This is a genomic window from Kribbella rubisoli (assembly GCF_004217145.1).
GTDB lineage: Bacteria > Actinomycetota > Actinomycetes > Propionibacteriales > Kribbellaceae > Kribbella > Kribbella rubisoli.
In genome coordinates this window covers 354,861-374,664 of record NZ_SHKR01000013.1, presented here as the reverse complement: position 1 = coordinate 374,664, position 19,804 = coordinate 354,861, and the positions used below count along the sequence as shown (strand labels likewise).

The following is a 19,804-nucleotide window of genomic DNA, read 5'->3' as shown; positions in this document are numbered from 1 at the left end:
ATCTAGCCCTTGATCCCGACGTTCGCCATTCCTTCGACGAAGCGCTTCTGGGCGAACACGAACAGCACGATCATCGGCAGCGTCGCCAGCGCCGTACCGGCCATCAGGTACGGCCACTGAATCTCCGCCGGGTTCTGCGAGAAGATCGCCAGCCCGAGCTGCAGCGGACGCATCTCGTCCGACGTGGTGATCATCAGCGGCCAGAGGAACCCGTTCCAGGCGGCTTCGATCTGGAACACCGCGATCGTGATCAGGGCCGGCTTGATCAGCGGGGTCATGATCCGCAGGAAGATCCCGAACTCGCTGAGCCCGTCCACCCGCGCGGCCTGCGCGAGCTCGTCCGGCAGCGACACGTAGAACTGCCGGGCCAGGAACGTGAACAGCGGCGCCGCGCCGAGCGGGATGATCAGGCCCCACCAGGAGTTCAGCCAGCCGATACCGCCGTGGCCGATGATGTTGTTGCCGCCGAACAGCGGGATCGACTTCACGATCATGAACAGCGGCACCAGGATGATCTGGAACGGCACCAGTAGCAGCACGATGAAGTAGTTCAGCAGCGACTTGCCGCCCCGGATCGGCGCCTTGGCCAGCGCGTACCCGGCCATCGTGCAGACGACGAGCGTGAACGCCGTCTCGCCGACCGCGATGAACAGGCTGTTGCGGAAGTACCGCAGGAACGGCGCGCTCTGCATCGCCTCGACGAAGTTGTGCCAACGCAACTCACCAGGCAGCCAGTTGAACTGCTGCACCTCGAGGTCGCTCTTGAACGACGTCAGCAGCATCCACAGGAACGGCACGATCATCAGCAGCGCGCCGACGATGAGCACGACGTACAACGCGATCCGCCCCGGCCGGAGCGACGACGGCCGGCGGCTCACGCTCGTACCGGTCGAAGGCAATGCAGCGCTAGTCATTGGTGTCCGCCCTCTGGAGCAGGCGTCCGACTCCGATGAAGGCTGCGATCACGATCATCATGATCACGGTCTCCGCGGACGCGTAGCCGAGTTTCAGGTCCTGGAACGCGTTCTGGTAGATGTCGAGCACCAGCACGCGGGTGTCACTACCGGGTCCGCCGCGCGTCATCACGTACACCAGGTCGAACACCTGGAAGGTGCCGACGATCGACGTGATCAGCACGAAGAACTGCACCGGGCCGAGCGACGGCCAGGTGACGTTGACGAAACGCTGCCAGCGGCTGGCGCCGTCCAGGTCGGCCGACTCGAGCAGGTCGCGGGAGACACCCTGCAGCGCGGCCAGGTAGATGATGATCTTGGTGCCGAGGCCCTGCCAGATGCCGACCACCATCAGCGACGGCAGCGCGGTCGCCGGGTCGGCCAGCCAGCGGTTCGGGGCGAACCCGAACAGACCGAGGAAGCCGTTAGCCAGGCCGGAGCCCGGGTTGTAGATCCACAGCCAGATGGTCGCGATGGCCACGGTCGCCGTCACCGTCGGGATGTAGAACGCGGTCCGGAAGAAGCCGAGGCCGCGGATTTTCTGGTTCAGCCCGACCGCGACCGCGAGGGCGATCGCCATCGAGATCGGGATCACCACGATCGCGTACAGGACCGTGTGCCACAGCGAGGCCAGGAAGTCGACGTCGCGGGCGAGGTCCGCGTAGTTGCCGAACCCGACCCAGGACCAGGTGTCGCCGAAGCTGTAGTTGGTCAGGCTGAGAACCAGGACCGCGACCACCGGGATGACGATGAAGACGGCGGAGTGCAGCAGGGCCGGCGTCAGCAGGGCCCAACCGGCGCGCTTCTGGCCCTTGAGCAGCGTGCCGGTGTCCTTGGACGTGGGGACCTTGCGCGGGGTGTCCAGTGCTGGACGTTCAAGAGTTGTGCTCATCGTGACTGTCCTGCCAGGTTGTGCAGCACTTTGGCGGGATCCTTCTGTCCGAGGACCGCCTGGGTGAGCTGGATGTCGAAGTTGCCGCGCATCTCGAGCCAGTTCGACGGCACTTCGTTCTCGTTCGCGGCGTACTGCAGACCGTTCGCGGTGAAGTTGCTCAACGGGTTCGACTCCGCCTGCGGCGAGTTGCCGGCGTCCTTGTAGGCCGGGATCTTCTTGTTCAGCTTGGCGATCGCGTCCAGCGTCGGCTTGTTGACCATCGTCTGGATGAAGGCCCAGGCCGCGTCCTTGTGGCGGCTGCGGGACCCGATCGACGCCAGGTCGCCACCGACGTACTCGATCTCCTTGCCGCTGTCGAAGCGGAAGAACTTCAGGTCGTCGCAGTTCTTCTTGCCGATGCCCTTGTCCGAGCAGTCGACGGCGCCGTTGACGATCCCCATCGCGGCCTCACCAGTCAGCACCAGAGGTTGCTGGGCAGCGTTGGTCTGTCCGTACGGCTGGACGTTGTTGATCATGGACTTGATCCACAGCAGCGTGTCCAGGCCGGCCTTGTTGTCGAAGTTCGGCTCGCCGCCGACGTACAGCGGCGTACCGGTCGAGGCCAGGAACGTGGTGAACGACTGCCGGAAGCCGGTCGCGGACGCGAGGTCGAAGCCGCTGCGGGTGATGTTGCCGTTCTTGTCCCGCTTGGTCAGCTTCTCGGCCGCGGTCTTGATCTCGGCCAGCGAGGTCGGCGGCTTGTCCGGGTCGAGGCCCGCCTCGATGAACGCGCTCTTGCGGAGCGCGACCGCCCGGGCGTCGGCCAGCAGCGGGTAGGCGTACAACTTCTTGTCGTACGTGACCGCCGGGATCAGCGCCGGGGTGCTCTTCTCCTTGATGTAGTCCGGCGTCACGCCGTACTTACCCAGGTCCTCGAAGATGTTCTTGGAGGCGAACGGCTGGACCCAGCCGACGCCGGTGACCATCACGTCGTACGGGATCCCGGCCGCGATCGAGGTGGCCAGCTTCTCGTTCAGGTTGTTGTACGTCGCGAAGTCCGGCTCGACCTTCATCTTCGGATAGGTCTTGTGGAACTCGTCGACGACGTTCTGGAACGCCTCGCGCCCCTTCGTACTGGGCGGGAAGGACGGGATCAGCACCCGCAACGTCCCGGTCGCCTCGGCCGGCGCTATGCCGTCCGTGCTCTTGTCGATCACCCCGCTGCCACAACCGCTGACCACCACGCTGAGCGCAGCCGCCAGCACGGTCAGTCCCACACCTCGTCTCACAGGGGAACTCCTTCGCTGCCTGTTTCAGCCGGGGGCCTGCGACCCCTCAAGTGCAGCGAAAGTATGGGAAAGGGCTTTCCTCGTCAATACCTCGCCGCTCGAACGATCACAATCGATCACAACCGGAACCCGACCGATCAGCGTTCCACCAGCTCAGCGCTGAGTCTCCGGCCCCTGCCGCTGAGCCGCCGGCGCAGACGCCCCCGCACCACGCGCCCCCTGCCGATCAGCACTCAACCGACTAGCCGACCCCAACGGAGGCCCAGACAACCCAGCCCGAGCCGCCGCCGCAATGTCCGGCGGCAACGCCGGAGCGGGTGGGCTCGGTGGGGCCGGTGAGGACGCCGCGGCGGCCGAGGCAGCCGGAGACGCAGGTGCTGCCGTGGCCGCCGAGGACGCCAGCGACGCCCCAGTCGCCGACTGAGATTGGGGGGTGCCGCCGCGCTCTGGCTGACCGGTCCGCCCTTGCTCGGCACCGACGCCACGCTGCACCTGCTGACCCGGCGCCGGCATCTGCCACTGCTTCTTCAGCCGGCTGATCACTTTCGAGCCCTCGACGACTGCCTGCATACCGACCGCTCGCCGCGCGTCAGCGTCCGCGGATTGGGGGAGCTTGTCCACTCGAGCGAACTCGGCGCTCATCGCTTTCGCAACCTGCCCGATGGCGTGCTCCCGCTGGTCTTCCGGGATCATCCCGCGCAGGCGGCTGTTGTCGTACATCGCCGCCGCGGCCACCTTGAACTTCTGATCGGCAGGAACGACGGCCAGCCGACCGATCAGTTCGTCTCGCTGGACTCCCGACTTCTGCTCGATCCTCTCGGCGAAGCCCTCCACCGCGGGCGTGTACTCCGGGTAGACCTTCTGCGTCCTGACTTCCTTGATGCCAGGCGCGACCTGGTCGATCCCCAGTTCGTCGATGTATTCGTTCAACGCCTGGTGCGAGTACAGCTCGGTCACACCCTCCTCGAGCGGGCGAACGCCCGGCTCTCGGCTGAAGGCGGCCTCCGCCTGCGAATGCTCCCGGCCCTCCGACGACAGCAGATGTGCGTTCTCGTGCAGGACCACCCGCAGCGCATCGCGATACCTGCGGAGTTCGGCCTTGTCCTGGTTGTGCACCCGGTTGTTGCGGAACATGTCCTGGAGCGGCTCGTCCACATGGCGCGGGTTGTACGAGATCGTGTGGTTCCAGTTCGCCGTACCGCCCGTCTTGCTGGTCTCCGCGATCGGCGCCCCGTACCGCCCGTTCCACGAGGAGTGGTGCGCCCCCGAGATCCGCACGGCGGCGTTCGCCTGCTCGCGCATCAGCTCCCGGAAGGTCGTGACCTTCATCGAACGTCGGGTCGCAAAGCGTCTGCCAGCATCCGCAGCGTGTGTTCCATGGAACCGATCGCGCCTTCTTCTTCCGGAGTGGCGCTCTCGATGTCCATCAGAGCCTGGATCCCTTCCTCTGCGCGGGCCAAGCGTTCGTTGTCGGTGCCGTCGTCGCGGACAGCTTCGGCGTACGCCGAACGGGCCTGCTGGATGACCTCGGACGGAGGTTCTCCGGGGCCATGGGAGATGACGTCCTCGATGCCCGTTACCTCCAACAAAGCGTCGTCGCGGTCGTCCTCGTCGTCGATCTGTTCGGCCAGCGCATGCAGCCGCGCGATATCTGCAGTCAGGTCCCGGTCTCCGCGGCCGTTGAGGATCACCTCGAATACCCGCTTGTACTCGACCTCGAACTCGGCGTACTCCATCGTGACTCTCCCCAGGATTCCGGTGCAGTCCTCTGAATTTACCCTGCGACCAGGACGTCGGGGGCGCCGCACGAAGTGCGGATGTTGAGGGTTGGAAGGAGGCTGAGGTGCTGGGTCGGGGTGGTCGGTGACTGGAGTTTGCGGAGGAGGAGGTCGCAGGCGGTTTCGCCGAGGGCTCGGCGGGCGGGGGAGATTGCGGTGAGGGGTACGACTGCCAAGGACGCCGTCACGTCGTTGTAGGCGATGACGGCTAGGTCCTCGGGGACGCGGAGGCCCAACTCCATGGCGCGTTCGACCAGGCGGGCGCCGTGTTCGTCGGAGTGGACGAGGACGGCGCGGGTGCCGAAGGACTCGCATTCGGCGAGGAAGGCGTCCAGTTGGGTGATGGCGCCGGGGTCGTCGCCGCGCATCGGGAGGTCGACGGGTGAGAGGAAGACCTCGACGCCGAGCGCTTTGGCGGCGGTCTCGATGCCGCTGCGGAGCCAGTACGCCGTGACCGTGGCCTGCAGGTTGATCGCGATCCGGCGATGACCGAGGGCGACGAAATGCCGGAGCGCCAGCATCGCGCCGTACGCGTGGTCGGTGCGGACGTGGTCGTACTCGCGGTTCACGTGCGGGAACCCGAACGCCCGCTCCATCAGCACCACGGGTACGTCGATCTCGTCCAGCCTCGAGTCGAGCCGGTCCGCGTCGCCGTCGCCGAGCGCGGTGCTGATCAGCAGGCCGGCGACCCCGATCCCGAGCACCTTGTCGATCCGGTCGCGCTCCATCGTCACGTCGTACCCGGAGACGCCGAGGACCAGGCGCGCGCCGTACCGGTCGGCCATCGCCTCGGCGCCGCGGATCACGTCGGAGTAGTACGACGCCGCGCTCGGGACGATGATGCCGATCGTCAACTGGCTCCCGCGGGCGCCCTGGTCGGCCGTCCCGGTGCCGATCGCGCCGCCGTGCACGCGGCGGAGCAGGCCGGCGGAGTCCAGTTCGGCCAGATCCCGGCGTACTGTGATCGCGGAGACGCCCAGCTCGGCCACCAGATCGGCCACTCGGAGCCGGCCGTGCCGCCGCAGGCTCCGCAGGATCAGCTCGTGGCGCTCCTGTGCAAGCATGCGGTCCCCTGATCTTCGCGTGATTGTTCGTGATCATACGATCAAGGGACGCCCGGATGGAACGAGGAGGCGATCGGTGGCTACTCCCCCTGATGCTGGAGGCGCCGGCCGCACCAACGCGGTACTGGCGAAGCTCTCGGTCGTCGGAGACCTGCTCATGCTGCAGCTGGTGTTCCTGGTGCTCAGCCTGGGCATCATCACGCTCTTCCCGGCGGCGTTCGCGATGCAGCGCGTGCTGGCGGACGCGATCAGCCAGGACAAGCCGAAGCTGCTGCGGCGGTACTTCGGGGAGTTCCGCTGGGCGATGAAGCGCTTCTGGCTGTCCGGATTCGGTCTGTACGCCGGTGCCGTGCTGCTCGCGTTCGGCCTGTCGTTCTGGGCGTACGCGTCCGGACCGGCGCGGGTGTTCGCACTAGTAGTGCTGATTCCCCTCACCGGGATGATCCTCGGGCTCTACCTGTGCGGACTGGCTGTCCTGCCTCAGGCGGGCAACGACGCGACCATGAAGACGGTGTTCAGGTCCGCCAACCTGTTCCTGCTGCGACGGCCGCTGCCTGTGGCCGGCGGGGTCGTCGTACTGCTCACCTGGTTCGCTCTGGCGTCGCAGGTGCCCACACTGCTCGTCGTCGGGTCCGGACTGGTCCCGGCGCTCACGGCGTACGCACTGGCTCGGCAGCGTCGCGAAAAAACTTCTGAAGACGTGTCAATCTGAGCTCCGCCAGTTCGACGTATGGGTGTAAGGCCCAAAAACGACGAACTGCAAGGAGACCTCGAGATGTACGCGACGACCGACACCCTGGCGACTACGCCGGCCACGCAGGGCGGCCGCTCGCGCTGGCTGGCTCTGTACACCCTCTGCGCGGGCATGTTGATGATCGTGCTCGACGTGACCGTGGTGAACGTGGCCCTGCCGGCCATCCAGGACGACCTCGGCTTCACCAGCTCATCACTGGCGTGGGTAGTGAACGCCTACCTGATCGCCTTCGGCGGTCTGCTCCTACTGGCCGGCCGGCTCGGCGACCTGCTCGGCAGGCGGAACATCTTCACCGCCGGACTGGTCGTCTTCACCGCCGCCTCCGTGCTGTGCGGACTGGCGCAGACGCAGGAGATGCTCGTCATCGCCCGGTTCATCCAGGGCGTCGGCGGTGCGCTGACCTCCGCAGTGATCCTCGGCATGATCGTGACGCTGTTCCCCGAGCCGCGGGAGCAGGCCAAGGCGATCGGCGTGTACGCGTTCGTCGCGTCCGCCGGTGGCTCGATCGGTCTGCTGGCCGGTGGCGTCCTGACGCAGGCGATCAGCTGGCACTGGATCTTCTTCGTGAACCTCCCGCTCGGCGTACTGACCGCAGTACTCGCGGTGAAGCTGATCGAGAAGGACAAGGGCCTGGGGATCGGCAAGGGCACTGACGTACCGGGTGCGGTGCTGATCACCGCGGCGCTGATGGTCGGCGTCTTCACCATCGTCAAGCCGGCCGCTGAGCTCGGCTGGACCGCCCCGCGGACGCTGGCGCTGGCTGCGGCGACGCTGGTACTGCTGGCCGGCTTCATCGTCCGTGAGGCGACCGCGGCCAACCCGCTGGTGCCGCTGCGGATCTTCCGCTCCAGGACGCTGACCGGTGCGAACCTGATTCAGGCGCTGTCGGCCTCCGGGATGTTCGGCATCTTCTTCCTGGGCTCGCTGTACCTGCAGCGGGTGCTCGGGTACGACGCTCTGGAGATCGGACTGGCCTTCCTGCCGACCACTGTGGTGATGGGGCTGCTGTCGGTGAAGTACTCCGAGAAGCTGGTCATGCGCTTCGGCCCGCGCCGCCCGCTGATCGCCGGACTGTCCCTGATCGTCGTCGGACTGGCGCTCTTCACCCTGGCTCCGGTCGGTGGCAACTACTTCGTCCACGTACTGCCGGTGCTGGTGCTGCTGGGCCTGGGCGGCGGCATCTGCTTCCCGGCTCTGATGGGCCTGTCGATGTCAGACGTGAAGCCTGAGGACGCGGGTCTGGCGTCCGGCCTGATCGGCACCATGGGCGAGGTAGGCGCCGCCCTGGGCCTGGCCATCCTCGCCACGCTGTCCGCCACCCGCACCGCAGCCAGCACCAAGCCAACCCTCCAGGCCCTGACCGACGGCTACCACTTCTCCTTCGCAGTAGCCGCCGCCATCGTCGCCGCCGCAGTAGCCATCGCCCTCACCGTCATGCGCCAGCCCAAGCCGCAGACCGAGGACACCCCCGAGCCAGTCCTCTGCGAAGCCGCCTGACCCCCACCCGAACTCCCCGGCGACCCCCACGGTCCCGGGGAGTTCGTCATGTACGACGCCGTCGGACCAGCTGACCGGTGATGGTGAGAACCAGACCGAACGGCACCCCGATGAGTACGGCTGTAGCGCGCGGCAGGAAATGGGCGAGGAGGACGAAAGCACCGGTGGTCATCAGCAGAAACATGAACACCGAGCTGATGATCGGCCGCCTGTCCAGTGTGGCCAGACGCGCTGGGTACGCCTTCGGTGCGATGCCCGACGGCAGCATCAGCACCACGAACCACGCCGCGATCAGGATGTCCTCCAGGTGGCGACTCCTGGCTGCCTTGACGATCCACAGGATCGGCAGGACCACGCAGAACACCCGCGTCGCCATCGGCGGCGGATTCGTACTGCGCTCGACGAACGAATCGAACTGCCCCATGCGGTTCCTCCCCGGAGGGATGATCGCATGGGGTTTGTCCACAGGTGGGGTGGGACGGGTTTCGGGGTGGGGGGTGGGATGGGGAAGGATATGGAGCCCGGCCGGGGCAGAATGTTCGGCGGGTTTGTCGGTAGAGGGGAAGCGGACAGTGGTGGTGCAGTCGATCGAGCGGCGGATCGCGGATGAGCTCGAGGTGGGTGAGAACCAGGTGCGGGCGGCGGTGGCGTTGCTCGACGAGGGATCTACCGTGCCGTTCATCGCGCGGTACCGGAAAGAGGTCACCGGAGAGCTCGACGACGCGCAGCTGCGCACCCTCGAGGAGCGCCTGCGGTATCTGCGTGAGCTCGAGGAGCGCCGGCAGACCGTGCTCGACTCGATCGAGAGCCAGGGCAAGCTCGACGACGCGCTGAAGGAGCAGATCCTCGCCGCGGACACCAAGTCCCGGCTCGAGGACATCTACCTGCCGTTCAAGCCGAAGCGCCGGACCAAGGCGATGATCGCCCGGGAGAACGGTCTCGAGCCGCTCGCCGACGGTCTGATGGCCGACCCGGATGTCGAGCCGATCGCCGCGGCCGCTGTGTTCGTCAACGCCGAGGTCCCCGACCCGCAGGCTGCCCTCGACGGCGCCCGCGCGATCCTGGTCGAGCGGTTCGCCGAGGACGCCGACCTGATCGGTGAGCTGCGCGAGCGCCTGTGGGAGCAGGGCCGGCTGGCCTCCGCCGTGCGGGAAGGCAAGGAGACCGACGGCGCGAAGTTCTCGGACTACTTCGACTTCGACGAGCCGTTCACGAAGATGCCGTCGCACCGGATCCTCGCGCTGTTCCGCGGCGAGAAGGAGGACGTGCTGACGGTCTCGGTCGAGCCGCTGCCCGCGGGCGTCGAGGTCGACGGACCGACGGAGTACGAGACGACGATCGCCCGCAAGGTCGGCGTCGAGAACCAGGGCCGCCCGGCCGACAAGTGGCTGGTCGAGACCGTCCGTTGGGCCTGGCGGACGAAGATCCTCGTGCACCTCGGCATCGACCTGCGGATGCGGTTGCGGCAGGTCGCCGAGGACGAGGCGATCCGGGTGTTCGCGGCCAACCTCCGCGACCTGTTGCTGGCCGCCCCGGCCGGCACCCGCGCCACGATGGGCCTCGACCCGGGCTTCCGCACCGGCGTGAAGGTCGCGGTCGTCGACGCGACCGGCAAGGTGGTCAACACCGGCGTCATCTATCCGCACGTCCCGCAGAACCAATGGGACAAGTCGATCGCCACCCTGGCCGCGCTCGCCGCCGCCCACGACGTCGACCTGATTGCCATCGGCAACGGTACGGCGTCGCGTGAGACGGACAAGCTGGCTGCCGAGCTGATCGCCAAGCACCCGGAGCTCAAGCTCACCAAGGCCGTGGTCAGCGAGGCGGGAGCGTCGGTGTACTCCGCGTCCGCGTTCGCCTCCCAGGAGCTGCCCGGGATGGACGTGTCGCTGCGCGGCGCGGTCTCGATCGCGCGCCGCCTGCAGGACCCGCTGGCCGAGCTGGTGAAGATCGATCCGAAGTCGATCGGCGTCGGCCAGTACCAGCACGACCTCCCGGAGAACTCGCTGTCCCGCTCGCTCGACGCGGTCGTCGAGGACTGTGTGAACGCGGTCGGCGTCGACCTCAACACCGCGTCCGCTCCGCTGCTCACCCGGGTCTCCGGCATCACGCCGGGGCTGGCGGACAACATCGTCCAGCACCGCGACGTCAACGGCCCCTTCAAGTCGCGTACGGCGCTGCGCGAGGTCGCACGCCTCGGTCCGAAGGCGTTCGAGCAGGCGGCCGGGTTCCTGCGGATCCCTGACGGCGACGACCCGCTCGACACGTCGAGCGTGCACCCGGAGTCCTACCCCGTCGTACGCCGGATCCTCGACGCGACCGGGTCCGACGTGAAGTCGCTGATCGGGTCGTCCGAGCTGAAGCGGCTGAAGGCGGCGGATTTCGTCGACGACATGTTCGGCCTCCCGACCGTCACGGACATCCTGGCCGAGCTGGAGAAGCCCGGGCGTGACCCGCGGCCGGCGTTCAAGACCGCGGTGTTCGCCGACGGGGTCGACAAGATCGCCGACCTGAAGCCGGGGATGACGCTGGAGGGTCAGGTCACCAACGTGGCCGCGTTCGGCGCGTTCATCGATATCGGCGTGCACCAGGACGGGTTGGCGCACGTGTCCGCGCTGTCGAAGAACTTCGTCAAGGACCCGCGCGAGGTGGTCAAGCCCGGCGACATCGTCAAGGTGAAGGTGCTCGAGGTCGACATCCCGCGCCAGCGGATCTCGCTCACGCTGCGCCTGGACGACGAGCCCGGCGCCGGTGGCGGACGTCCGGGCGACCGTGGTTCCCGCCAAGCGGGTGGCCAGGGCGGCGGTCAAGGCGGCGGTCAAGGACGTGGACAAGGCCGTGGCCAGGGCGGTCAAGGCCGCAGCGGTTCGGGCGATCAAGGTCGTGGACCAGGCGGCTCGGGCGGCCAGGACGGCCGCAGTGGTCAGGGTGGTCGTGGCGGACAGGGCGGTCGCGGTGGACAGGGTGGCCAAGGCGGTCGCGGCGGAAACCGCGGGCCAGGTAGCCAAGGCCAAGGACGTGGCGGTAAGCAGGCCGAGACCCCGATGGACGAGACATCGCTCGCCGAAGCGTTCCGGAACGCCGGTTTTACGGTCCGCTGATGTCGAAGGGTGACGACCGGCTCCGACGTACCAGGTGAATCCTGCGAGGAGGAGCCTGATGCGCGACCTGATCGTCACCCAGAACATCACCGTCGACGGTGTCATCGAGGCGGGTGACTGGTTCGGACCCGCCGACGGCGGCCCGGAGGTGCTCGAAGCGCTGCGCGAGCAGATGGCGGGCGCGGACGCGTTCCTCACCGGTCGTGTCACGTTCGAGCAAATGCGCGGCTTCTGGCCCGCGCAGACGGACGACCCGACCGGCGTCTCGGCGTACCTGAATCAGGTGCAGAAGTACGTCGTGAGCTCGACGCTGCAGGATCCGGGATGGGAGCCGACCACGATCCTCCGCGGTCTGGACGAGGTACGCCAACTGAAGCAGACCGCCGGCGAAGACATCGTCTGCACCGGCAGCATCGACCTCACTCACCAACTCATCGAGGCCGACCTGGTCGACGAGTACCGCCTGTTCATCTATCCCTCGGTGGTCGCGACCGGCCAACGTCTGTTCCCCGACGGCTCAGCGCAAAGACTGACCTTGACTGGCAGTACGTCGTTCCCCAGCGGCGTCGCTCTCCTGACGTACCGCCGTAGAGCTCACGACGCGACCTCGTAGCAGCTTCTACGGCTGATCGAGCGGTTCGGCGGGCTGATTCGCCGCGGGCGCAGGCTCACGTCAGCCGTCGGGAGTGCTGAAACCGCACTATCTCCTGTCGTTACGCGGGGCCTGAATCAGCGAAGGTCGGCCAGGTGCCCGCCAGGGTCGCCCAGGTGTACGGCGGTCGCCCGCGGCGCATAGCCGAGGCGGCGGTACACGCGGTCCGCTCCGTCGTCGCCGGGTGTCAGCCAGGCCAGTGTGGCGGCGCCCAGGTTGAAGGCGTTCTGGGTTGCGTAGGCGGTGGCGATGGCGCCCAGGCCGCGGCGGCGGTGGCTGTGGATGGTGCCTACGCCGGCAACCTCCGAGACCTCGTCGGCGACTGCCGTCCACGCTGCGGTGGCGGCCGGTACGTCGTCCACGTAAACGATGACCGCACCGCCGTCCGCAGCGTCAGGCTTGAAGGCGAAGTCGGCGCTCTCCATCTCGTAGGCCTCGGCGGCGACCGCATTCGCCACGGCCTGCTCCTCCGGAGACGACACCACCTGCACCGTCGTACCAGCCGGCAACGACGGGACGATCAGCTCATCAGGCTCGACCACGAGCAGCGGGAGGTGCGACACGATCGTCATCCCCTGCGCCGCGAGCGCCTCCGCCAGGCCGGGGTTCGCCTCGTCGACGAACTCCGCGTGCACCCATCGTCCTTCGGCGGCGAACGCCTGGCGGATCGTCTCGATCGCCCAGGGAATCTCGTCCGGATCGAATGGTTGCCCGGGGTCGGCCGCGAGTACGCCGGACAGGTACCAGGCGTCGTCGTCGTGCAACATGCCGGCCAGCGGCCCAGCGATCACCTGCCGCTTCGAGCGCGCCGAACCGGTCAACTGAGCCGCGGCGATCCGCGCACCGATGTCCATGACCCGGACCCTACGATGCGCCGATCACAGCCCGCGACCGGATTGCGAGAGCTGGAGCAGGTCGAGGAACCGGCTCAGGTCGGCCGCGCTCGGCCTGCGACCGAGCAAGGCGGCGAGCGAGTCGAGCGCCGCGACCAGATCCCGACGGACCGCCACCCGAGACCTGCCACGAACGGCCGCACCGGCCCCAGCAGCGCCACCCGCCCCACCGACGCCACCCGCCCGAGCAGCGCCACCCGCCCCGCCGGCGGCATCGGCGAGCAGGGCGACAACCGAGTCGGCCCGATCGGACCCGGACACCAACTCGCCCCCGACCGACAGCGGAGCCGGTGGCTCTGAATCCCCGATCCGCACCTCAAGCTGAGCCCCGAGCGCCGTCGCGAGCCGATCCAGCGCGGCGACCGTGGGATTGCCCCGACCATTCTCCAGATTCGCGATGTACGGAACGGACAGACCGGCGTCGACCGCTACCGACGCGATGGTCCGCCCGGCCGCCTTGCGACGGTCGCGCAGTACTTCACCCAACTCCATGGGGATTATCTTCACAGAAAACTCTTGCCCATGTCTATTTCTAGAGGATAGATTCCGGCGACGTGAGAGATTTCCGGAGGCTCTGGTTCAGCGGCGCAGTGTCGGGCATCGGGTCCTGGCTCCTGATCGTGGCGATCCCGTTCTACGTGTTCACGTTGACCGGCTCAGCGGTCGCGACGGGCCTGGCCTTGGCCCTGGAAGCCCTTCCGGCGTTGGTGATCGGCCCCTGGGCCGGCGTACTGCTCGATCGCTGGGACCTGGCGCGGGCGATGTGGATCGCGGACCTCGCCAGCGCCGCCGCAGTCGGGCTGATCCTGTTCGCCGACCGGGATCACGTCTGGCTGATCTACCTCGCGATCCTGCTCGAGAACACCGCGACGACCGTCTTCCGGCCCGCCGTACGCGCCCTACTCCCGGCCGTAGTCGGCACGGGCAGCGAACTCGCGAAGGCCAACGCCATCAACGCCGTCACCAGCAGCGCGATCCGGCTGGCCGCGCCGCCGCTCGGCGCACTCCTGCTGGCCGGCCCCGGGATCAAGTTCGTGCTGATCGTCGACATCGTCAGCTACTTGTTGTCGGCGGCAACAATCGCGACGGTCCGCACACGCCGGCACCCGACCACCGGCGTACCACCACGTCCCCTCGAAGGACTCCGCGCCGTCCTCAACAATCGGGCGCTCCGCGGCATCCTCATCGGCCAGACGGTCTTCCTCACCGCGAACGCAGGCCTGACCGCGCTCCTCGTCCCGTTCACGATCGGCCGCCTGCACGCCCAGGGGTACGTCGTCGGCTACCTGATCTCCGGCCTCGGCGCCGGATACCTCATCGGCGCCGCCCTCAGCACCAGAGCCGCCCGGCTCCTCGGGACCCGCGAATTACTCACAATCACCCAATTCGTCACAGCCCTGGCGTACTTCGCGCTGTTCAATGCCCCCAACGTCCCGATAGCCGTCGCTGCAGCAGTTCTGATCGGCCTACCCGGCAGCATCCTGCTCATCACAGTGCAGACCACGATCCAGCGAACAGCGCCAACCGCCGTCCTGGCGAGCGTCGGCGCGCTCTTCTTCGCCGCCGACTCACTGGCCCTGCTGATCGGCGCCCTCGCCGCCCCCGCGATGACGCTCGTCCTCTATCTGCCGCTCACCCTCAACCTCATCGCAGCGCTGGCCGTCTGCGCAGCAGCCCTCACGATGGTCGTCGTACCGCGTCATCCCGCAAGCTTCACCAGGAACGGCACATTCAATGCGTGAGCGAATCAGTGCAAAGGGTTAGCAGGACATCATAGGTTTTAGCCCTGGCTGAATACCCCCAGGGCGTCTCCGAATCGTTATCGGCACATTGCTGCAAACATTCTTGACATGGTTTCCTGGCTCCCCGGGTACCGGTCGGAGTGGCCGTTGACCTGCGGGTTCGTAGGGTTTCCCTACTCTGCGTTAGGCCTCTGTAAAGGTCCCTTCCAAACTGTTCCGAAGGGCCCGCCGATGTTGTGTTCTTTACTCAGCGCCGGACAAAGCCGTTCGGGGCCAACCACACACTGCTGAAGGAACCGCGATGACCGAGACGCTCGAGACCCCCGCAACGCACCGTCGGGTGCGGGTCTGGTTCGGCGCTCACCCGATCGCGGACCACACCACGAATGTGGAGCAGGCAGGGCAGTACGAGGAAGCTATGCGTCGGCGGTTCGCCTCCCTCCGGGTGACGAGCGAGCCGGTGCTGGTGGACAGCGCAGAACGATGACCACCCGGCCGACGCTGCTCGGGTATGTACGGGCTGACGCGCTGAGCTGCGCGGAGGAGCTGGCCGCGGCGACCGATTCACTGGTCGCCTTCGCCAGCGCGGAGGGGTTCACCCTCGGCACCGTCTACACCGAGCGCGATGCGGCCGAGTCAGCTGCCTTCCACGCCTTGCTCGACGAAGTGAAGCGGTCCGACGTCCGTGCGGTCGTCGTACCGACGATGAACCATCTCGGCATCGGCGCGACTCCGGCCGGGCTGCGGCAGCACCTCGAGTTCCACCAGGCGCAGGTCTGGGCGGCGGACCCGAGGGTGACAACTCCATAGACAAGCGGAGCTGACGTCTTGACCCCTGCATCGGCGTCGGTTCCGCTCTCCACCTCCACAGCTGCACCGGGGATGCCCGGGCGGTAGTGGACCAACAAGGCCCCACCGGCTGCTACCGGTGGGGCCTTGCCCATGTCGTGATGCGCCGAAGCGCAGAGCTCAGGCGACGATCGTGTACCCGTACCGCTTCATCTCCGCGGCGACCGAGTTGTTGAAGATCCCGGTGACCTCGAGCTTGAAGTGCAGTTGGACCTTCCGGATCACCCGCTGGAAATGCAGGTGCCACGGCACGCCCGCCGCCGGCACCGTCTCGGCCTTGGTGATCGCGCCGACCCGCGGGTGCGCCGCCCAGGCGATCACCCGGGCCCGGTCCGCGCCCCACACGCCGGTCATCGCGTCATGCGTCCGCGCGTACGCCATCGCGGCCAGCGAGATCGTCGAGTCCGGAACCGGCTGCTTCGGCGGGTGTGCCTTCAGGTACAGCTCCCAGGTCATCCCGTAGTACCCGGGCGGCCCGTCGTCCTTGCCCCGGTTGGCCAGCCCGTTGAGCTTGCGGTGGTACTCCGTCACCTGGATCGCCGCACCGCGGGACAGCTCCTTGTCGCCGACCGCGATCCCGTGCACGTGGTACGGCCAGTTGCCCTGCGCCGGCGTCCGCAGCCAGGCGGCGAACCCGACCGCACGCATCGCCTTCACCACCGCGACCCGCTGCGCGGCACTCTTCGTCCGTACGTCGATATCGACCGCGCCGCCACCGTCGTGGGTGCCGGCCGACGCCTCCACACCGCCCTTGCTGTACGAGCCCTGCAGGATCGCGAACTTGGACCTGTACAGCTGCTCGGCGGCCTCGACCATCGACACCGTCCGCCTGTTCATCGTGACGCCGCGCCAGGAAATCCTTGCCTCAGGCATCTTTATCCCCGGTCGCCGGGCCGAGGATCAGCTCCGCGTCCTCGGCGGCGCCGAGCGCCTCCAGCTGGTCCAGCTCGTCATCGGTCAACTCGTCGTCGAACACTTCCGGCATTGCCCCGTTCCTTCCCCCTGAATCGATCGCGCGCCGACCCCCGGCGGGCGAAATCGGTGACCAGCGTAAGCGGGTGCTAGGTCAGGTAACTAGGTGTAAAGGTTTGAGGAACGTGAAGTTTTCCGTCCGATTCGCGTGCCGGGGTGTGTGCGAAGCGGCCAGTTGGGGTACCTCTAGGTGGTCCCGCGGTTCGGTCAGTGCCATTCGGGCATGGGTGGTGTTCACCGAGCCGCGAGTTCTCCCACTGAGGGGCGGGAGAACGACCGGCCCGGCGGGTGTGTCTCTCCCAGGATGCACCCGCCGGGGTACGGGGTCTCACAGTGCGGATGCGACGAACAGATACCTGTTCAGGCTGAAGAAGTAGCTCGGCCCCAGACTCCGCAGATCATCCGCCCAGGCGCGCGCGTCGTCCTCCGTCACACCCGCATGACCCGGTACGAACTCCGACACGATGTCGATCAGCCCGGCACTGTACGTACGCGCGTCGTACGCCGTGTTGAGGATCGGCACCACCTGTTCGTGCGTGAGCGTGAAACCGGACTTGGCCAGTACGTCGGCCAGCGTACGGGGCAGATGCGGATCGGCGAGATGGTCCTCGAACGCGGTCAGTACCCGAGCCATTCGCTCGTCGTCGCTCGACCGCCACACCACCGATCCCCAGTCCGTGTCGAGCAGTACGACGCGACCGGCCGGCCGCAGCACCCGCCGTACCTCTTCGAGCGCGCCGGCCACGTCGTCGACGTACTCGAAGACCTGGGTCGACACCACCACGTCGAAGCTCTCCGCCGGATGCGGGATCCGGGCGACCGTAGCCAGCTCCAACTCGATCCCGGGTCCGCCGGGGACATCCGTCCTGGTCCCCGCGATCGCCAGCATGCTCTCGCTGATGTCGATCCCGCAGATCCGCCCGTCCGGCCCGACCTCGCCGGACATCTCCGCCGCCAGCAACCCCGGGCCGACACCGACGTCCAGCACCCGGTCCCCCGGCCGCAACGCCAAGGCCGCCCGCACCACTCGTCGCTGCTCGATCACATCCGGCGTCGTGTACACCGACTCGATCTGCCGGGAAACCTCGGGGTCGAACTGCAACCCGTCAACCTCAACCTCTCCGCCCATGTCCCACATCATGGTCTGCGATCCCGTTTCCGGGGAGGCCTTCTGGAAATCCGAAGCGCTGCCCCGGGTTGCCCCGCTACGGTTCCAGGGTGATCGAGCTGCCCGGGACGTTCCTCGAGATGCCGCGCTGGTGGACCGAAGGGCAGGCCTGGCTGGAGTCGTTGCCCCGGGCAGTCGACGAGCAATGCCGCCGCTGGAACCTCGCTGTAGCAGGCCCGATCGCCCACGGGTCGAACGCGATCGTCGTGCCGGTCGAGCGGGACGGCATGGAGCTCGTACTGCGGATGTCGCCGCCCGGTGACGAGGTCACGCAGCAGGTTTGGGCGCTGAACTGGTGGGACGGCCGCGGCATGGTCCTGTTGCTGGACGCCGACGCCGGGTCCGGGGCGATGCTGCTCGAGCGGCTGTCGACTCCGTTGACGACGCGGCCGATCGACGAGGTGATCGCCGTACTCGGCCAGCTGATGCGCAGGATCGCCGTACCCGGGCCGGAGGAAGCGCTGTCGACCGCGGACATCGTGACGACGCGATCAGCCGAGCTGGAGCCGCAGTGGGAGCGGCTCGGCCGTCCGTTCGACGTCGCGATCCTGCGCGAGGCACTCGACATCGCCCCGACCGAGACCACGTCGACCGCGGCGGTCAACGGCGATTTCCACTCCGGCCAGGTCCTCGCCGGAGACCGGGAGGCCTGGCTGATGGTCGACCCGGTGCTGTACCGCGGCGACATCGAGTTCGACCTCGGTCGCGTTCTGTGGTGGGACCTCGACCGGATGACCGATATCGTCCCGTACTTCGATCTCGCGGTTCGTGAGGCCGGCCTCGACCGGGACCGCGCCCGCGACTGGGTGATCTGGCGAACCGTCGACTACTGGCTGTGGGGATTGGCGTCAGGCCTGACCGAGGACCCGGTCCGATGCGCCCGACTGGTCAATGCGCTTTGAAGATGAAGCGGCTGCGCATCATCCGGGGTGTGTCGGCCGCGTTGGGCGCGATCGAGTGCAGGATCCACGGATGGGTCAGGTACACGTCACCTGCCTGACCGGTGAGCTCGATGACCCGGACCTGCAGACCGTCCAGGTCGGCCGGCGCCATCGGGTCCACCGTGCGCTCCTCGGACGTCAGGTTGCGGAACCACGGATCTGACCGCAGTACTTCGTCCCGCACAGCCTTGAACTCGCGCTCTTCGGTCGTGGTCAGGAAGCGCTCGATCACCTTGTGCGAGCCGGCCACCTGCGGAGTCCCGCCGCCACCCGGCTCGAGGTCGCCGAGCAAAGCCCAGATCTTCACGGACTCGGGCGTTTCCTCGAACCCCACGTCGGTGTGCCACTGGCGATGCGGAACCGCCCACGGCCCGCCCTCCGGCATCGTCACGAGGACCTGGCCCTGATGCTTCGGCTCGAGCCACTCACCCAGTAGCCCGTCGAGCGCCGATCGCACTCGCGGCCCGAGGATCGCGTGGGCCGCCCGAGACGACTTCGTGCTCTTCAAACCCGTCGGCCGCGACGGAGTCCAGGTCGACGGGTCGTCGCGGTCCATCCCGTGCCGCTCGGAGAGCTCGTCCCACAAGCTGTCCCGCATCCGCGCGGCATCGTCGGCGGAGAACGCGGACGGGAGCTTCACGATCCCGTCGCGCTCGAAGACATCCAGCTCTTCGGCAGTGAGCATTCGCCCATGCTGCTCCGACCACCCCCGACCTTCCACCCAATTAACATTCCGCGCCCTCTTTCGGGGGTGATCCACTCGTCTTGGGGGTTCTCCCTTCGTACGTCAGCAGAGAACCCCCAACACCGATGGATGACCCGTTCCACGGTTCCGGGCTGTTGTGTAGTTCAGTGCTCCGGGGCGAAATCGTGGAAGCCGATCAGCTTCTGGATCTTGCCGTCGCCGTCGAGGACGACGATGTCGGTGCCGCCGGCGACCGGCTCCTGCCCGTCGGCCTTGAGGTGCCAGGTCCAGCGCAGGTAGGTGTGGTGCTCGTCGATGTCGCCGGTGCGGACGAAGGACAGGCCCGGGAACATCTGCTGCGCGGCGCCGACCAGCTTGTTCAGCTCGTCGTGCCCGGTGGTCTCGAAGCTCGGGTCCTGGAAGGTCGCGTCGTCGGTCCAGGTTCCGGCGATCAGCTCGGCGCGATGGTCGGCGTCGGCGGCGTTCCACATCGCGAAGTACTGGTCGGCGAGAGCGATTGCGTTCATGGTGTTTCCTCCTCGGAAGGTTGCGATGACCAGAACCTTGCCGCCGTACCCGGGCAGCGGTCGAT

The 19,804-nt window shown here is 67.5% G+C and carries 21 protein-coding genes; 8 read left to right on the top strand and 13 right to left on the bottom strand.

The features are described from left to right. Positions 1 to 2: 2 nt before the first annotated feature. The 6 genes from EV645_RS21920 to EV645_RS21895 form a co-directional block, all read right to left on the bottom strand. Entirely contained in the window at positions 3 to 914 is a 912-nt protein-coding gene (locus EV645_RS21920; protein WP_130445845.1) for a carbohydrate ABC transporter permease, read from the bottom strand. Next, positions 907 to 1,845 carry a carbohydrate ABC transporter permease gene (locus EV645_RS21915; protein ID WP_130445844.1) on the bottom strand — a complete coding sequence of 313 codons (939 nt, stop codon included), beginning with the start codon at positions 1,843 to 1,845 and terminating at the stop codon, positions 907 to 909. The genes EV645_RS21920 and EV645_RS21915 overlap by 8 nt, the downstream gene beginning before the upstream one ends. Further along, positions 1,842 to 3,116, bottom strand: coding sequence for an extracellular solute-binding protein (locus EV645_RS21910; protein WP_130445843.1), 1,275 nt, complete (start codon positions 3,114 to 3,116; stop codon positions 1,842 to 1,844). Before EV645_RS21910 ends, EV645_RS21915 begins: the two co-directional genes overlap by 4 nt. Positions 3,117 to 3,269: 153 nt before the next feature. Beyond that, positions 3,270 to 4,445, bottom strand: coding sequence for a hypothetical protein (locus EV645_RS21905; RefSeq protein ID WP_130445842.1), 1,176 nt, complete (start codon positions 4,443 to 4,445; stop codon positions 3,270 to 3,272). Further along, positions 4,442 to 4,852, bottom strand: a complete 411-nt coding sequence (locus EV645_RS21900; RefSeq protein ID WP_130445841.1) for a hypothetical protein — start codon at positions 4,850 to 4,852, stop codon at positions 4,442 to 4,444. Before EV645_RS21900 ends, EV645_RS21905 begins: the two co-directional genes overlap by 4 nt. Positions 4,853 to 4,890: 38 nt before the next feature. Then, the gene (locus EV645_RS21895) at positions 4,891 to 5,958 is read right to left on the bottom strand and encodes a LacI family DNA-binding transcriptional regulator (RefSeq protein ID WP_130445840.1); all 1,068 of its coding nucleotides are present in this window, start codon (positions 5,956 to 5,958) and stop codon (positions 4,891 to 4,893) included. Between the two features lie 76 nt (positions 5,959 to 6,034). Between EV645_RS21895 and EV645_RS21890 the strand changes: the two genes are divergently transcribed. Together EV645_RS21890 and EV645_RS21885 are read left to right on the top strand one after the other, a co-directional pair. Further along, positions 6,035 to 6,670 carry a DUF624 domain-containing protein gene (locus EV645_RS21890; protein WP_242000555.1) on the top strand — a complete coding sequence of 212 codons (636 nt, stop codon included), beginning with the start codon at positions 6,035 to 6,037 and terminating at the stop codon, positions 6,668 to 6,670. Between the two features lie 63 nt (positions 6,671 to 6,733). After that, positions 6,734 to 8,209 carry an MFS transporter gene (locus EV645_RS21885; RefSeq protein WP_130445838.1) on the top strand — a complete coding sequence of 492 codons (1,476 nt, stop codon included), beginning with the start codon at positions 6,734 to 6,736 and terminating at the stop codon, positions 8,207 to 8,209. A gap of 46 nt (positions 8,210 to 8,255) precedes the next feature. On the opposite strand, the gene EV645_RS21880 is transcribed toward EV645_RS21885, so the two are convergent. Further along, the gene (locus tag EV645_RS21880; protein ID WP_130445837.1) at positions 8,256 to 8,633 is read right to left on the bottom strand and encodes a hypothetical protein; all 378 of its coding nucleotides are present in this window, start codon (positions 8,631 to 8,633) and stop codon (positions 8,256 to 8,258) included. A 154-nt stretch (positions 8,634 to 8,787) separates the two neighbouring features. Between EV645_RS21880 and EV645_RS21875 the strand changes: the two genes are divergently transcribed. Continuing rightward, positions 8,788 to 11,310 carry a Tex family protein gene (locus EV645_RS21875; RefSeq protein ID WP_277877075.1) on the top strand — a complete coding sequence of 841 codons (2,523 nt, stop codon included), beginning with the start codon at positions 8,788 to 8,790 and terminating at the stop codon, positions 11,308 to 11,310. A 58-nt stretch (positions 11,311 to 11,368) separates the two neighbouring features. Next, on the top strand, positions 11,369 to 11,923 hold the full coding sequence (locus tag EV645_RS21870; protein ID WP_130445835.1) for a dihydrofolate reductase family protein: 555 nt from the start codon (positions 11,369 to 11,371) through the stop codon (positions 11,921 to 11,923). Positions 11,924 to 12,039: 116 nt separating this feature from the next. Here the strand turns inward: EV645_RS21870 and EV645_RS21865 are convergent, their stop codons facing one another. Both EV645_RS21865 and EV645_RS21860 read right to left on the bottom strand, forming a co-directional pair. After that, the gene (locus EV645_RS21865; RefSeq protein ID WP_130445834.1) at positions 12,040 to 12,816 is read right to left on the bottom strand and encodes a GNAT family N-acetyltransferase; all 777 of its coding nucleotides are present in this window, start codon (positions 12,814 to 12,816) and stop codon (positions 12,040 to 12,042) included. A 24-nt stretch (positions 12,817 to 12,840) separates the two neighbouring features. Next, the gene (locus EV645_RS21860; RefSeq protein ID WP_130445833.1) at positions 12,841 to 13,347 is read right to left on the bottom strand and encodes a helix-turn-helix domain-containing protein; all 507 of its coding nucleotides are present in this window, start codon (positions 13,345 to 13,347) and stop codon (positions 12,841 to 12,843) included. A 62-nt stretch (positions 13,348 to 13,409) separates the two neighbouring features. Between EV645_RS21860 and EV645_RS21855 the strand changes: the two genes are divergently transcribed. The 3 genes from EV645_RS21855 (at position 13,410) to EV645_RS21845 (ending at position 15,407) form a co-directional block, all read left to right on the top strand. Then, positions 13,410 to 14,597, top strand: a complete 1,188-nt coding sequence (locus tag EV645_RS21855) for an MFS transporter (protein ID WP_157997128.1) — start codon at positions 13,410 to 13,412, stop codon at positions 14,595 to 14,597. 301 nt (positions 14,598 to 14,898) lie between these two features. Then, entirely contained in the window at positions 14,899 to 15,084 is a 186-nt protein-coding gene (locus EV645_RS21850; RefSeq protein WP_130445831.1) for a hypothetical protein, read from the top strand. Then, the gene (locus tag EV645_RS21845) at positions 15,081 to 15,407 is read left to right on the top strand and encodes a hypothetical protein (RefSeq protein ID WP_130445830.1); all 327 of its coding nucleotides are present in this window, start codon (positions 15,081 to 15,083) and stop codon (positions 15,405 to 15,407) included. The genes EV645_RS21850 and EV645_RS21845 overlap by 4 nt, the downstream gene beginning before the upstream one ends. A gap of 159 nt (positions 15,408 to 15,566) precedes the next feature. On the opposite strand, the gene EV645_RS21840 is transcribed toward EV645_RS21845, so the two are convergent. Next, on the bottom strand, positions 15,567 to 16,319 hold the full coding sequence (locus EV645_RS21840) for a hypothetical protein (RefSeq protein WP_130445829.1): 753 nt from the start codon (positions 16,317 to 16,319) through the stop codon (positions 15,567 to 15,569). A 427-nt stretch (positions 16,320 to 16,746) separates the two neighbouring features. Beyond that, the gene (locus tag EV645_RS21835) at positions 16,747 to 17,547 is read right to left on the bottom strand and encodes a methyltransferase domain-containing protein (RefSeq protein ID WP_130445828.1); all 801 of its coding nucleotides are present in this window, start codon (positions 17,545 to 17,547) and stop codon (positions 16,747 to 16,749) included. Positions 17,548 to 17,636: 89 nt separating this feature from the next. Between EV645_RS21835 and EV645_RS21830 the strand changes: the two genes are divergently transcribed. Then, on the top strand, positions 17,637 to 18,488 hold the full coding sequence (locus EV645_RS21830; protein WP_130445827.1) for an aminoglycoside phosphotransferase family protein: 852 nt from the start codon (positions 17,637 to 17,639) through the stop codon (positions 18,486 to 18,488). Here EV645_RS21830 and EV645_RS21825 read toward each other — a convergent pair. Then, complete coding sequence (locus tag EV645_RS21825) at positions 18,475 to 19,212, bottom strand: phytanoyl-CoA dioxygenase family protein (RefSeq protein WP_130445826.1); 738 nt, start codon at positions 19,210 to 19,212, stop codon at positions 18,475 to 18,477. The genes EV645_RS21830 and EV645_RS21825 overlap by 14 nt on opposite strands. Before the next feature lie 164 nt (positions 19,213 to 19,376). Next, a complete protein-coding gene (locus EV645_RS21820) occupies positions 19,377 to 19,739 on the bottom strand; it encodes a nuclear transport factor 2 family protein (RefSeq protein WP_130445825.1) in 363 nt (120 codons plus the stop codon). Positions 19,740 to 19,804: the final 65 nt, after the last annotated feature.